At 41.4% G+C, this 12,917-nt stretch carries 12 protein-coding genes; 5 read left to right on the forward strand and 7 right to left on the reverse strand.

Annotation, left to right across the window (positions count from 1 at the left end; genetic code table 11):
- Window positions 1–35 precede the first annotated feature (35 nt).
- Window positions 36–1,355 (forward strand): dicarboxylate/amino acid:cation symporter, encoded by a 1,320-nt coding sequence (locus MMO42_RS11295; protein ID WP_005291484.1) that lies wholly within the window; start codon window positions 36–38, stop codon window positions 1,353–1,355.
- A gap of 134 nt (window positions 1,356–1,489) precedes the next feature.
- Window positions 1,490–2,713, forward strand: a complete 1,224-nt coding sequence (locus MMO42_RS11300) for a magnesium transporter CorA family protein (protein WP_005291486.1) — start codon at window positions 1,490–1,492, stop codon at window positions 2,711–2,713.
- A gap of 21 nt (window positions 2,714–2,734) precedes the next feature.
- On the opposite strand, the gene MMO42_RS11305 is transcribed toward MMO42_RS11300, so the two are convergent.
- The 6 genes from MMO42_RS11305 to MMO42_RS11330 form a co-directional block, all read right to left on the reverse strand.
- Window positions 2,735–3,061: a chaperone modulator CbpM gene (locus MMO42_RS11305; RefSeq protein WP_005154940.1), complete on the reverse strand. Its 327-nt coding sequence runs from the start codon at window positions 3,059–3,061 to the stop codon at window positions 2,735–2,737.
- 11 nt (window positions 3,062–3,072) lie between these two features.
- On the reverse strand, window positions 3,073–4,017 hold the full coding sequence (locus tag MMO42_RS11310; protein WP_241320591.1) for a DnaJ C-terminal domain-containing protein: 945 nt from the start codon (window positions 4,015–4,017) through the stop codon (window positions 3,073–3,075).
- Window positions 4,018–4,159: 142 nt separating this feature from the next.
- Complete coding sequence (locus MMO42_RS11315) at window positions 4,160–4,771, reverse strand: LysE family translocator (protein WP_241320592.1); 612 nt, start codon at window positions 4,769–4,771, stop codon at window positions 4,160–4,162.
- A 119-nt stretch (window positions 4,772–4,890) separates the two neighbouring features.
- On the reverse strand, window positions 4,891–5,766 hold the full coding sequence (gene hslO / locus MMO42_RS11320) for an Hsp33 family molecular chaperone HslO (RefSeq protein WP_005291492.1): 876 nt from the start codon (window positions 5,764–5,766) through the stop codon (window positions 4,891–4,893).
- 119 nt (window positions 5,767–5,885) lie between these two features.
- Window positions 5,886–7,703 (reverse strand): cation:proton antiporter, encoded by a 1,818-nt coding sequence (locus MMO42_RS11325; protein WP_241320593.1) that lies wholly within the window; start codon window positions 7,701–7,703, stop codon window positions 5,886–5,888.
- A gap of 121 nt (window positions 7,704–7,824) precedes the next feature.
- Complete coding sequence (locus MMO42_RS11330) at window positions 7,825–10,065, reverse strand: primosomal protein N' (RefSeq protein WP_241320680.1); 2,241 nt, start codon at window positions 10,063–10,065, stop codon at window positions 7,825–7,827.
- Window positions 10,066–10,263: 198 nt separating this feature from the next.
- Here MMO42_RS11330 and gspF point away from each other — a divergent pair, with 198 nt between their 5' ends.
- The 3 genes from gspF to MMO42_RS11345 all read left to right on the forward strand — a co-directional run bounded on the left by gspF (window position 10,264) and on the right by MMO42_RS11345 (window position 12,539).
- Window positions 10,264–11,469, forward strand: a complete 1,206-nt coding sequence (gene gspF / locus MMO42_RS11335) for a type II secretion system inner membrane protein GspF (RefSeq protein ID WP_241320594.1) — start codon at window positions 10,264–10,266, stop codon at window positions 11,467–11,469.
- 17 nt (window positions 11,470–11,486) lie between these two features.
- A complete protein-coding gene (gspG, locus tag MMO42_RS11340) occupies window positions 11,487–11,930 on the forward strand; it encodes a type II secretion system major pseudopilin GspG (RefSeq protein ID WP_314523511.1) in 444 nt (147 codons plus the stop codon).
- A gap of 264 nt (window positions 11,931–12,194) precedes the next feature.
- A complete protein-coding gene (locus tag MMO42_RS11345; protein WP_241320595.1) occupies window positions 12,195–12,539 on the forward strand; it encodes a hypothetical protein in 345 nt (114 codons plus the stop codon).
- Window positions 12,540–12,603: 64 nt separating this feature from the next.
- Here the strand turns inward: MMO42_RS11345 and MMO42_RS11350 are convergent, their stop codons facing one another.
- Window positions 12,604–12,867 carry a DUF2798 domain-containing protein gene (locus MMO42_RS11350; RefSeq protein ID WP_005291502.1) on the reverse strand — a complete coding sequence of 88 codons (264 nt, stop codon included), beginning with the start codon at window positions 12,865–12,867 and terminating at the stop codon, window positions 12,604–12,606.
- Window positions 12,868–12,917 lie beyond the last annotated feature (50 nt).

The following is a 12,917-nucleotide window of genomic DNA, read 5'->3' on the forward strand; positions in this document are numbered from 1 at the left end:
TCTATTTGTCATCTCAATATGAAGGAATATCGCGCATGCACGTCGATCATGTAGCCACAGGTCAAGATGACCAACAGCCGCCAAAGAAACCCAAATTTTATCAAATTCTCTATGTGCAAGTGATCTTCGCAATTGTTGCAGGGATATTGCTCGGTCATTTCTTTCCTGAATTTGGTGAGAGCTTAAAACCCTTGGGCGAAGCTTTCATTAAATTGGTGAAAATGATTATTGCCCCTGTGATTTTCCTGACTGTTGTGACGGGTATTGCTGGGATGAAAAATCTCGGCAGTGTTGGTCGAGTAACAGGGAAGGCGATGATCTACTTCCTAACCTTCTCAACTTTGGCTTTGATTGTCGGTCTGATTGTCGGAAACGTGATTGAGCCTGGTCATGGTCTCAATATTGATCCAAGCACCTTGCACAGTACTAAAGTAGATGAATATGCGGCAAAAGCGCATGAGTCTACGATTACTGGCTTCTTGATGAATATTATTCCAGATACGTTGGTGAGCCCATTTGTATCAGGTCAAATTCTTCAAGTGCTCTTTGTCGCGGTGCTATTTGGTTTGGCTTTGGCGAAATCAGGTGATTTAGGTCGTCCAATCACTGATTTCCTACAGCAACTCACTACGCCAGTATTTAATTTAGTCGGTATGTTGATGAAGTTTGCGCCGATTGGTGCATTCGGTGCGATGGCGTTTACCATTGGTGCTTATGGAATTAGCTCGATTGGTAATTTGATGCTGCTGATCGCAACGTTCTATATCACTGCGTTACTCTTCGTCATTATTATTCTGGGCGCAGTCGCACGTTATAACGGCTTCTCGATTATTGATCTGATTCGCTATATCAAAGATGAATTGTGGTTAGTACTTGGAACGAGCTCATCCGAAGCAGCATTACCATCGTTGATGGCAAAAATGGAAAAGGCTGGTTGTGAAAAATCGGTTGTGGGTCTGGTGATTCCAACAGGTTATTCATTTAACCTTGATGGTACTAATATTTACATGACCTTAGCAGCATTATTTATTGCACAGGCTTGTAATATTGAACTGACTTTAACCCAACAGATTACGATTCTTTTGGTTGCCATGCTCAGCTCTAAAGGTGCAGCAGGAATTACCGGTGCAGGCTTTATTACGTTGGCTGCGACCCTTTCAGTTGTTCCAGCGATTCCTGTTGCAGGTATGGCATTGATTCTCGGTATTGACCGCTTCATGTCAGAATGTCGTGCATTAACCAATTTAGTGGGCAATGCGTGTGCAACGATCGTGGTGGCAAAATGGGATAATGCTTTAGATAAAGAGCAATTAGACAACGCTTTAAAACATGGTATTGTCGAGAAAGACGCTTAATTGCTGATATTGTTAAAAAGCCTCCATGTGAGGCTTTTTTTATTTGATGATGTGCTTGCTCTGTAATATGCATAGCTTTTTATGCAGCTTCGTGGCAGCATTTCTTTCATAGCTATTCAAATTTCTATTGTCCTATGCAGCTTTATTATTTTTATCGCCATAACAGTGAAAATACAATTTTTATTAGTATTGAACAACAAACAGAACATACGCTTGAATTCTTATGGGTGGATAGTTTAAGACAAGATATGGTGAATCATACCGAGTCTTGGCAGAAAAAAATGTATGACTGTACTGGGCTGGTATTGAATGAATTTCACATGCGGGATTTACTCAATATTGAGCATCCTTGTGCGTTTGATACCGTTGAAGAATATGATCTCTTGGTGTTTCGCAAGTTAATTAGTCCAGATGACCAGATTCTTGAAAGTGAGAACGTTCTAGAAGCGCATGAAAGTGTTTTTGGTCTTGCGACAACGCCCATGAGTTTTATCTTAACGCCAACAGTTCTAGTGAGTGTTAGAGAACAAGGGAATAAGGCGGTAGAAAGCTATATTCAACGTATCCAAATGATTATGGGACGGCCGATCGCAGAGCAGAATAAACCACGTAAATTACCGAGCACACCTGCTGATTTATGCTTGCGGTTGCTCAATAGTATGATTGATGGTTATTTGAATTTGCGTAATCCTTTAACGCGTCGGGTTGAATATTGGCAACAGCAATTGTTACAGGGCAATCGTCGTTTTAAGCAGTGGCATCAATTGTTTCATGAAGATATGGCCTTCCAGCAAATTGAAAACTTGTGTGAGGAGCAAATCGAGACTCTGCAAGAGTTTAGAGATGAATTGGTCGATAACTATCATCATGTCGTAGGTGAGCATAAACATAAGGCTCAAGACATCTTGTTGGTGCGTTTGAATGACCTGATGAGCCATGTCGAAAGGGTACAGAAGCACACCTTACGGTTACGTAATGCGATTCAGTCAGCCATCGATTTACACTTCTCTGCGATTGCCAATCAAACCAATGAAAACATGCGGATCTTGGCCATTATTACGGCAATCTTTGCACCGCTGACGTTGCTGACAGGGGTCTATGGGATGAACTTTGAGTTTATTCCAGGGTTGAAATCACCGGTTGGTTTCTGGATTATGCTGGGCGTGATGCTGATGAGTACGGTGGTGTTGCTGTATTATTTTTATCGTCAACATTTGGTTGGGCGCGGTGAACGTAGTGTGATTGATTTGCTGGCGCAGCAACATCGGCAGCGCAATTTTAATCTGTTGTGGTTTTTGGACTATGAACCGATTAAGCAAACGCTGAAAGAAGTCGAGAAAATGACCAAGCTGAAATAGTTTGGTCATGCTAAAAATGGCTTAATGAAAATGTTTCAGTTGTTTACGTAGTTGCTGTACTTCATCGATTAAATCCAACATGACGGCTACAGCAGACAAACTGGCATCAAAGTCACGTTGCAGGCGATAGGCACGTCGAGCACGGCTCACATCTTCACCAATAAATTGATAACTTTGCGGATCCACAGTGATCTGCAAAATATCATAATCAATCAGTTTCAATACCCAGTCGGTGCTTTGACCACATGCTTCTGCAAAGTGTTCAAGATCAAGTGCCAATTGTTCATCAATGATTTCAACTTGGTAATGACCGTCATATTGAATTTCTTTGTATTGAATGGTTGTCATGATCTTACTCCTTATGAGGCACGCGGTTGAAATGCAGCAAAGGCATCGGCAAATTGTTGATAAGCCTGTTGCTCTTGTTCACTGTGCGCTGGCGGTAAAACAATATTAAGAATCAGATATAAATGCCCTGCAGTCTTACTTGGGATGCCTTTATCTTTTAAACGCAGTTGCTGTCCATTTTTGGCATTTTTCGGTAAGTTGACTTTAAGCTGCCCAGCAGGAGTGTGCACCTCTATACTTTGTCCTAAACCGGCTTCCCAAGGGCTGACATCAATGGTTTGGTAGACATCGGCACCTTCGACACGAATTCTGTCGCTATCTTTGTACTGGATCTCAATGTAGAGATCACCATTTTCGCCGCCGTTAACACCACTCTGACCTTGGCCATTTAAGCGAATTTGTTGGCCTTCCTTCATTCCTTTTGGAATTTTAACTTCTAAGGTCTTACGTTGGACTTCGGGTTCACCATAGACGTTATAGGTTGGAATCTGTAGGGTAATTTGCTGAGTTGAGCCATGATAGGCAATATCTAAATCGACTTGAATGCTGGCGTGTTGGTCTTCACCACGATAGCTACGCTGTTGACGTTGAGAACGTTGTTGCCCGCCCCCAAAGCCTGAGCCAAAGCGTCCAAATAAGTCCTCAAAACCACTAAAGTCAGCACCATCGCCTGAACTCTGGCGATAGAATTGTGAACCATCAAAACCACTTTGATTGCCTTGTCCAAAATTGGAAAAGCCTTGTGGATGATCCAGCATTTGATCATATTCTGCTTTCTTGGTGCTATCGCTTAGGGTGTCATAGGCGACATTAATCGCCTGCATTTTGGCTTCGGCATCTGCTTCTTTGCTAATGTCAGGATGATATTTACGTGCCAGTTTTCGATAGGCTTTTTTGATTTCATCTGCTGAGGCGTCTCTGGAAACACCGAGCTCTTCATAATAATTTTTTGCCATGATCTATAATAAATATAATGATGTGTTTGTTTCATTATGAAACGAATCCAAGAGATTTCAATGGATTCGATTGTATAAGACTTGTTTTGTTTGGCTAAAAGCTCAATGTTGATGAGCTGGCCATTGATGCCCGATTTGTCATTTAGACAAAGGTATCAACCAGACCATAGAGTGCAATCAATACCAGCAGGACACCACACAGACCTAGAATCTTAGGATAGATACTGCTTTGAGAGAGACTGCGGAAGAACAGATAGACCAAAGACAGTGTGAGGAAATCCAAGACAATCCAGGTCACAGTCAGTAGACTTAAACTGAAATTGAGATTCGGTGAGATATTAATAAACTGCGGGAAAAAAGCTGAGAAGAAAATAATGTCTTTCGGATTGGAAATCCCCACCAGAAAGCCATTCTTGAATCCACCATTTTGTGCAGCTACGGCTTGAATCGCTGCGGGGTGTGGTGCCTGAAGCACTTCTTTAATAATGCTATAACCGAGATAGGCAATATAGAGACAACCTAATATACGAATGGCTTTCAGATAGTTTTCATCAATCGTGAGAAAGCCTTTAAGAATCAGTACTGAAATAAAAATCAGGATTAAAGAAGCGAAGTTGGTACCAAAAATGGTTTGCAAGGCTTTTTTATAGCCACCCTTAAGGCCAGCACTGGCCACCAAAATCATGACAGGACCAGGGGTAGCGATCAGCACAACCACACTGATGATAAACAGGAAATATTCGAAGTAATTCATAAGGCAAAATTAAGGTCTATGTTCTTGGGAGATTTGAAAATTGTTTTATCGAGTAGACCTTAATACAAAATAAAAAAAGACGGAAGCCCGTCTCTTTTTATTTTTGAACATTGGGTAAATTAACTTAAATGTTCACCAAATAATGCCAATGCTTCTTCAGCAGTAAATTCATAGCGTGTATTGCAGAATTGGCAATCCATCTGGATAGGATTCTGAGCTTCTAAAGTTTCATGTACGGCATGAGCACCGATTTGAATCAATGCATTGGCACAACGTTCTTTGGAACAGGTACAACCAAACTTTAACTGTTCCACTTCAGGTAAACGTACTTCTTCTTCGTTATACAAGCGATAGAGAATTTCATTGGCTGATAGATCCGTCAGTTCTTCAGGTTTAAGCGTTTCGGTGAGCATGGTTAAACGTGGCCATAGATCTTCATCGACCAACTTTTGTTCTTCTTCGTCATTACGAGGAAGGAGCTGAATCAATAGACCGCCTGAACGTTGGTTATTGGTCGCCAACACAATATGAGTTGGGATCTGTGCAGACAAATCATAATATTGCGTCAAGCAACCGGCCAAGGTCGGTTGATCAAGTGGTACGATGCCTTGATAGCGTTCGCCGTGTTCAGGTTCAATGTTGATGAATAAAACAGGGTTGGTTAACGCTGCAAGCACAGTACGACTATCGCTGCCTTCGACGAAACGTGGATCTTCTTCGTAATCGGCCAAGGCGCGAACTTCACCTAAATGGTTGCACTCAGCCATGGCCCATTTAAAGGTTCCATTTGCTTGAATCTGTAAGCTAATACGGCCACGAATCTTGAGTGTACTGGCAAGTAAGGCTGTCGCACTGAGCATTTCACCTAACAGGCTTTGTACCGCAGGCATATATTCACGTTGCGCCAAAATAGTTTGAAGCGCTTCTTCTAAATGTACTACTTCACCGCGAACAGGGCAGTCTTCGATAAAAAAGCGTTGGCGTAAATCAGACATATTTTTCTCCAGTACCCCCGAAGGGGAAAACAAAGCAACGCTTTGCCTTGTAAAGCACTTTAGGCTTTATAAAAAGGTGCATGGTTATGCAGTCAATAATGGTGTCAGTTTGCCAAAACTCAAGATGTTTCATTGAGTGAATTTGCATCACTTTGTGTGTTTTGATCATTGCTCAGGCGATCTGATCTTAAAGTTTTTGTGTTTTCAAACAAATACTCAAGTTCGGCAATCGCATTCGGATAGCTTTCAATCACATCCTGTTGTTCATGGGCCCAATGCTGTTGGATCAGGAGCAGTTCATCTTCTTGCTTAAATTGCTCAATCTGGCGATGTGCTTGTTCAATTGAAAGACCAGTTTCAATCAAAGCCTGTTGCGCCATATTTAACGATGATGCATGAGTTTCACGCCAAATATGTTGTACCCCTAAATCATTGAGTAAATGTGCATGATGACGATCACGGGCGCGAACAAATAAGGTTAAATCTGGATAGTTCAAACGCAGGTGGCGTGCCAGATTCATACTGTCTTCAACATCATCGATCGCAAGAATTAGTAATTTGCAATATTCAATACCTGCGGCACGTAAGTTCTCGATTTGGGTAACGTCAGCATCCAAGAAACGATGTCCATATTGTTCAATAAAATCGGCATCGGGTTGATTGCTGTCAATCACGCTGAATTGTTGACCTTGCGCGTGCAGAACGCGTGCAACCACTTGTCCAAAACGACCAAAACCCAAAATAAGAATCGGGAGTTGAGAAACATCGTCAGGCAGTACCGAGACTTGTTTCTGTAAGCTTGGCAAAATTTTTGAATCAAATAACCAATACAGCACAGGAGTCAACAGCATTGATCCACATACAATCAGCAAGGCAGGTGCTAAAATCTCTTTTGCCAGTAAATGCTCACTTTCTGCAAGCTTGAGCATAATAAAACTGAGTTCGCCACTTTGTGCCAAGGTGATTGCAAATAATGTACTTCGTTTGGCATGCCGTTGCTGATAATAACTGATTGCAGCAATCACGCCAGCTTTGACTAAGACCAGTCCGAAGATTGAACCTAGAATCAATAGCGGAGATTGGCTTAAAGCGTGTAGTGAGAGTCCTAAACCAATTGCAAGGAAAATAAGCCCGATCGCAGTATCTTTAAAAGGTTCTACAACACGTTCAATCTCTGTTTTAAATTCTGTCTCTGCAAGGAGCAGCCCTGCGAGAAATGCGGCAATCAAAATATGGATATTGAGAATATCCATGATCAGAATCACCGAAAGAACGATCAATAAACTCAATACAGGAATAAGCTGGATACTGTTTTTACGTGCCAAGAAACGAAAAGCAGGTCGAACCAAATAACGACTTGCTAAAAATAAACCTGAAATGGTGGCAATAATGGCAGCAAAATAAGCAATACCATGTCGAGTCGAAGCGGTATCTTCAAGTAAAGGAAACAGCACGATCAAGATGACGGCAATGAAGGTCTGAAATTGTAAGGTGGCTAAGGTTGCTTGCCCCAATTTTTGATTGAGTTGTTGTTTCTTTTGTAGCAGTTGTTGCGGTAAGGCGACTGCGGATAATGCTAAGGCAAAACCGAGAATCATGCTTGTCAGTAGCTGATTGAACAATAAAAAACATACTCCGATCAGAATAAGGGTAATGACTGCGAGTTGTGAGCCGCTATTTTTAAGGATAGCTCTGCGCTCGAGCCAAAGTTGTTGTGGTCGAAAAGCGAAACCCACAAAGAACATGACCGCAATCATCCCCAAATCTAGTATTTGCTTGATCAGTTGTGGGTCTTCAATCAGGCCGGAAACACTGGAGCCGAGTAAAAGTCCTGCGATCAGGTAACCCAATACAGTATTGGCGGCATAACGTTTTGCGAGTGGAACAAAAATTAGAGTCGCAGCCAGTAAAAAAATAATCGGTAGAAGTAAAGACATTGAATGCCTCAAATTTTTCTATTTTGTCTAGACTAACTCAAATGAGTCGTCTATAAAAATATGATCTGAAAAGATGATATTGGGAAAGGTTCGATAACCTGAACAAGCTCAGACTGAACTTCTAGCTAAATTCTTGTGGATCCACATCAATGGATAGCCTCAGTAGATGTTGACGAGGCAAGTGTACGACGTGTTGCCACCATTGACGCAAATAAAAATGCAGTTTGGCGCGATCAGTAGACAAAATCACCATATGCGCGCGATAACGACCAGCTTTACGTTCCATCGGTGCAGGAATGGGTCCCCAAATATCAACTAAATCTCCAGCCATTGTCCGTAATTGTTGTGCAATATCTGCTAAGAATTGTTGGCTATAGTCTCGATCTTTAGATTCGACTCGAACCAGTACTGCATAGCGATAAGGGGGAAGCTGCGCGATCTTGCGATCTGCCAGCATTTGTTTGGCAACAGCACGATAATCATGTTCAATCAAGGTGGTCAGCATCGGGTGATCTGGACGTAAACTTTGCAAATAGACACTGCCTTTATGCTCACCACGACCAGCACGGCCAGCTACTTGAACAATCAGTTGTGCTGTACGTTCAGGCGCGCGCGGGTCAACACTGAGTAAGCCCGCATCAATATCTAAAATCGCAACAAGAGTGACATGAGGGAAATGATGACCTTTGGCCAGCATTTGTGTGCCGAGTAAAATATTGGGTTTATTTTGCTGGATGCGATCATAAATTTTCTGCCAGCTACCCACTCGGCTGGTACTGTCACGATCGACCCGAATGACTTCATGGTGAGGGAAGAGCTCTTGTAAATGTTCTTCAAGCTTTGCTGTTCCTGCGCCAATGGTTTTTAAGCTTTGTTTTTGGCATGCAGGGCAATGATCAGGCAGACGATTGATGGTACCGCAATGGTGACAATGCAAATAATGGTAAGGTTGTGAGTGTAGGGTAAAGTGCGCATCACAATGTGGGCAATTGGCTTGCCAGCCGCAGCTTTCACACATCAAGATCGGTGCATAGCCACGTCGATTTAAAAAGATCAGAACCTGCTCTTTACGCTCTAAGGTATGTTTGATTTGTTCAATCAAGGTCTGACTCAGACCATGCTTCTTTTTTGCGACTTTTAAATCAACCACATGCATTTTGGGCAGTACCGCGACACCTGCTCGTTGATTCAGTTCAAGCAGATGTAACTTTCCTGATTCAACCAAATGGTAACTATCGATACTCGGCGTAGCTGAACCGAGAATCACAGGGCAGTTTTGTAAATGTCCCCGGTATAAGGCGACATCACGGGTATGGTAACGAAAGCCTTCTTGTTGTTTATAGGAAAGATCGTGTTCTTCATCCAGAATGATTAAACCCAGATGAGGCAGCGGGGTATAGATTGCAGAGCGAGTACCAATAATAATTGAAGCTTTACCCGTCTGGGCATGTTGCCAAGCTTGTAAGCGTTTCGAGTCATTTAATCCCGAATGCAGTAAGGCAACATCACAATGAAAGCGTGACTTAAAACGCGCTACAGTTTGAGGCGTCAAGCCAATTTCAGGGACCAATACCAGAACTTGTTTGCCCTGCTTTAACACCTCATGCATCACTTGAAGATAGACTTCAGTTTTACCGCTGCCAGTTAAACCATCCAATAAAAATGCTTGATAGTGATGCTGTGCTTTGAGAATTTGTTGAATGGCTTTTTTCTGATCGTCATTGGGTGTTAATGGGACTTGAGCCAATTGTACTGGTGTCGGGGTGAAATCATGGGGTTCCAGACAGCACTCAACCAAGCCTTTCTTTTCCAGAGCTTTCAGGGTTGAGGTTTCTACCCCGCTGAGATTTAAAACATTTTCAGTGGTGCCGTGCGGATGAAGCTTTAAAACTTGATAGGCATCGTATTGCTTTTGAGAGCGTTTTAATAAAGATGCTGGATCATCATGCGCTGTGATTTTCCATAAATGAAACAGAATATCTAAGGCACGTCCTTGTCTCAATAACGTCGGCAGGGCACTTTGCATCACCTCACCAATCGGAAATTGATAATATTGGGCTGACCATGTCAACAAAGTTAAAACTTGTTGGTCTAAAATCGATTCCTGATCGAGTAATTCTGTGATGGCCTTAAGTTTGAATTGCCCTGTAAATGCTTCGTTTGGATCAACTTTTTCTGTAATGATCCCAACAAGATTTTGCCGACCAAAAGAAATCGCGACACGTGCACCGATTTGAGCTTGAGCGTACTGCTCAGCGCTGACCGTGTAGTCAAACGTGTCGTACACATAAACGGGTATTGCAACTCGAATACGGTACAAAATAGCGTTAGAATTTTGGGACGACATATAGGCTTCATTCATATAAGGGGCAATTGACACTTCAGCCTTTAGGTTGTGTTATTGGCTAAAACAACTTATACAAGGCATGACTGCATGTCATGGAATTATGCTAAAGTGCGGAGTGTTATGTCGATGAATTTCTTGTGAAACTCATGTATTTCATTGCAAACACGGATGCAATAGCAACAACAACTATTTTGGGACAATTAGAACAGAACCATGCCTGCTTATCAATTTACCGCTCTTGATGCCTCTGGAAAGCAACATAAAGGTGTGCTTGAAGGGGATTCTGCACGTCAAATTCGCCAACAGTTACGCGATAAAGCATGGACCCCGATTGCGGTTGATGCCGTTGAGCAAAAAGACAAACAGCAACAGCGATCATGGTTTAAAAAAAGCTTTAGTGTTTATGATTTAGCACTGATGACCCGTCAGCTTTCCGTTTTAGTTGCCGCAGGTATTCCATTGGAAGAAGCTTTGCGTGCGGTCAGTAAACAAAGTGAAAAATCACATGTCCAAAATTTATTGATCGCCGTGCGTTCCAAGGTGCTTGAAGGGCATTCACTGGCAAAAAGTATGCAGCAATCAGGTCGTTTTCCTGAGCTATATATTGCAACGGTTGCAGCAGGTGAACGTTCAGGACATCTTGATCTGATTCTAGATCAACTGTCTGATTACACCGAAAATCGTTTTGCCATGCAGAAGAAGATTCAGGGAGCCATGATCTATCCGATTGTGCTGATGCTGATGTCTTTCGGGATTGTGATGGGTTTGATGACTTATGTTGTGCCTGAAATCGTCAAAACCTTTGAACAGAGTAAAGAAGCTTTGCCGTGGATTACAGTCGCATTGATGAAAGCCAGTGCCTTTATTCGGCATACTTGGGTTGGCATGCTGATTCTTGCTTTTATTGCCATCATTCTATTCACTCGATTTTTAAGAACCAATGCAGGGCATTATGCATTTGACCGATTAACGCTCAGATTGCCACTATTTGGTAAACTTTCACGTGGTATAAATGCGGCACGTTTTGCCAGTACCTTGTCCATTTTAACGCGTTCGGGTGTGCCTTTGGTTGAGGCCTTACGTATTGGTGCCGAAGTCAGTAATAACTGGGTGATCCGTGATGCGATTGAGGTGGCAATGGAGCGTGTAACAGAAGGTGGTAATTTGGCAACACAATTAGAGCGTTGCGGTTATTTTCCCCCGATGATGGTACAAATGATTCGAAGTGGTGAAGCCTCTGGTGAACTGGATCGCATGTTGGATCGTGCATCTATTATGCAAGATCGTGAAGTGACCACCTTTATTTCAACCTTACTGGCTTTACTTGAACCCTTGATGTTGATTTTTATGGCAGCAATTGTATTGGTGATTGTGATTGCGGTAATGTTGCCAATTATTAATATGAACAATATGATCTAATGAGTGACATGTAAGAGATGAAAATGAAAAATCAAAAAATGTATGTGAAGCAATCTGGCTTCACGTTAATAGAAGTGATGGTTGTTATTGTAATTCTAGGTGTTTTGGCTGCACTGATCGTTCCAAACGTGATGGGTCGTGGTGAAAAGGCTAAAGTGGATACCACCAGTATTACCTTAAAAGGTGTTGCGGGTGCCTTGGATCAATATAAGTTGGACAATGGTCGTTACCCATCGATGCAAGATGGTGGTTTAGATGCATTGGTGAATCAGCCTGCATCTGCAAAAAATTGGTTACCTGGTGGTTATGTGAAAGGTGGCTATCCAAAAGACAGCTGGGAAAATGATTTACAGTATGTGATTCCAGGTCGTGAAGGTCGTTCATTTGATTTATATTCGTTTGGTGCGGATGGTAAAGAAGGTGGCGAAGGGAATGATGCGGATATTTATTATCAGCCATAATTTGGAATAAAATATCACTTCACTTTTGAATTAAATAAATAGAGAGTGAAGTGATAATGTTTCTTAATTAAATAAAACAGCATAACTATTTGAAAAATATAAAATGAATAAAATATTAAATATGTGAGAGTTATAATAAGAATTATTCCCATATTTGATAGTTACAAGAAAAAGAAATTATGCAGAAAAATAGACTATTTCTTTAGATCAAAGCTTTGCATAATAAATTCAAGCCGTTGAAAAAATAAAATGTGGAGAAATCAGATGAAAGCATTCTTTATGTTGGATGAACTGAATCAGTTTCATTGGGCAATGCTTAAATCTGTATTGCTTATTTTAAGTTTATTACCGATTAGTGAAGGTGCTCTAAGCCTATGGCAGGCTACAGAAGGCAGTAGCCAAATTATGATTGGCTTTTTTGTCCTCAGTGTGTTGAGTGCATGGTTTGTCGTTTGTTTTTTAAGTGCTTTAAAAACCACGGTTTGGAGTAATAAAGAGCTGATTTCGAAATATGAACAGCTGCTGTTTAGTGCCTATCGCTATATTCCAATGTTATTTTTATCTAGCTTGGTTGCTTATTTAACCGTACAGTTTTCTATAGCCATATAAATATTTTAGACCGTCCAATGTTAAAAACGTAGATATGAAATCTACGTTTTTTTATTTGTCTAATTTAAGTGGGTTGAACAATCAGCATGGTAATTTTTCGGACTACAGGTAATACCAAAAGCAGAACTGGAAAAGCAATAATCCAAGAAATCCCCCAAGCCGACATCCATGTATGAACAGAAAATTGTTCAAAGCCCATACTACGTAAGGTACTAATAAATGACACGATAAAGGTCATGATGATCGATAAAAAGAAAGGTAAAACAATCGAGGCGTAACGATTTGGAATCTTTTGAAAACGAAAAGAAGAAGATTGAGAATTTTGCATTTTTTACTCCGTAAACCAACAAAAGCCAGTGCCTTATCAAAGATGTAAAT

The sequence above is a fragment of the Acinetobacter sp. ANC 3882 genome (assembly GCF_022549545.1).
In the GTDB taxonomy this organism is placed as follows: Bacteria; Pseudomonadota; Gammaproteobacteria; order Pseudomonadales; family Moraxellaceae; genus Acinetobacter.

Bases quoted from the DNA above. Each gene is read 5' to 3' on its own strand.
- MMO42_RS11295 (WP_005291484.1), top strand. From the start codon at position 36: ATGCACGTCGATCATGTAGCCACAGGTCAAGATGACCAACAGCCGCCA.
- MMO42_RS11300 (WP_005291486.1), top strand. From the start codon at position 1,490: ATGCAGCTTTATTATTTTTATCGCCATAACAGTGAAAATACAATTTTT.
- MMO42_RS11305 (WP_005154940.1), bottom strand. From the start codon at position 3,061: ATGACAACCATTCAATACAAAGAAATTCAATATGACGGTCATTACCAA.
- MMO42_RS11310 (WP_241320591.1), bottom strand. From the start codon at position 4,017: ATGGCAAAAAATTATTATGAAGAGCTCGGTGTTTCCAGAGACGCCTCA.
- MMO42_RS11315 (WP_241320592.1), bottom strand. From the start codon at position 4,771: ATGAATTACTTCGAATATTTCCTGTTTATCATCAGTGTGGTTGTGCTG.
- hslO (WP_005291492.1), bottom strand. From the start codon at position 5,766: ATGTCTGATTTACGCCAACGCTTTTTTATCGAAGACTGCCCTGTTCGC.
- MMO42_RS11325 (WP_241320593.1), bottom strand. From the start codon at position 7,703: ATGTCTTTACTTCTACCGATTATTTTTTTACTGGCTGCGACTCTAATT.
- MMO42_RS11330 (WP_241320680.1), bottom strand. From the start codon at position 10,065: ATGAATGAAGCCTATATGTCGTCCCAAAATTCTAACGCTATTTTGTAC.
- gspF (WP_241320594.1), top strand. From the start codon at position 10,264: ATGCCTGCTTATCAATTTACCGCTCTTGATGCCTCTGGAAAGCAACAT.
- gspG (WP_314523511.1), top strand. From the start codon at position 11,487: ATGAAAATGAAAAATCAAAAAATGTATGTGAAGCAATCTGGCTTCACG.
- MMO42_RS11345 (WP_241320595.1), top strand. From the start codon at position 12,195: ATGAAAGCATTCTTTATGTTGGATGAACTGAATCAGTTTCATTGGGCA.
- MMO42_RS11350 (WP_005291502.1), bottom strand. From the start codon at position 12,867: ATGCAAAATTCTCAATCTTCTTCTTTTCGTTTTCAAAAGATTCCAAAT.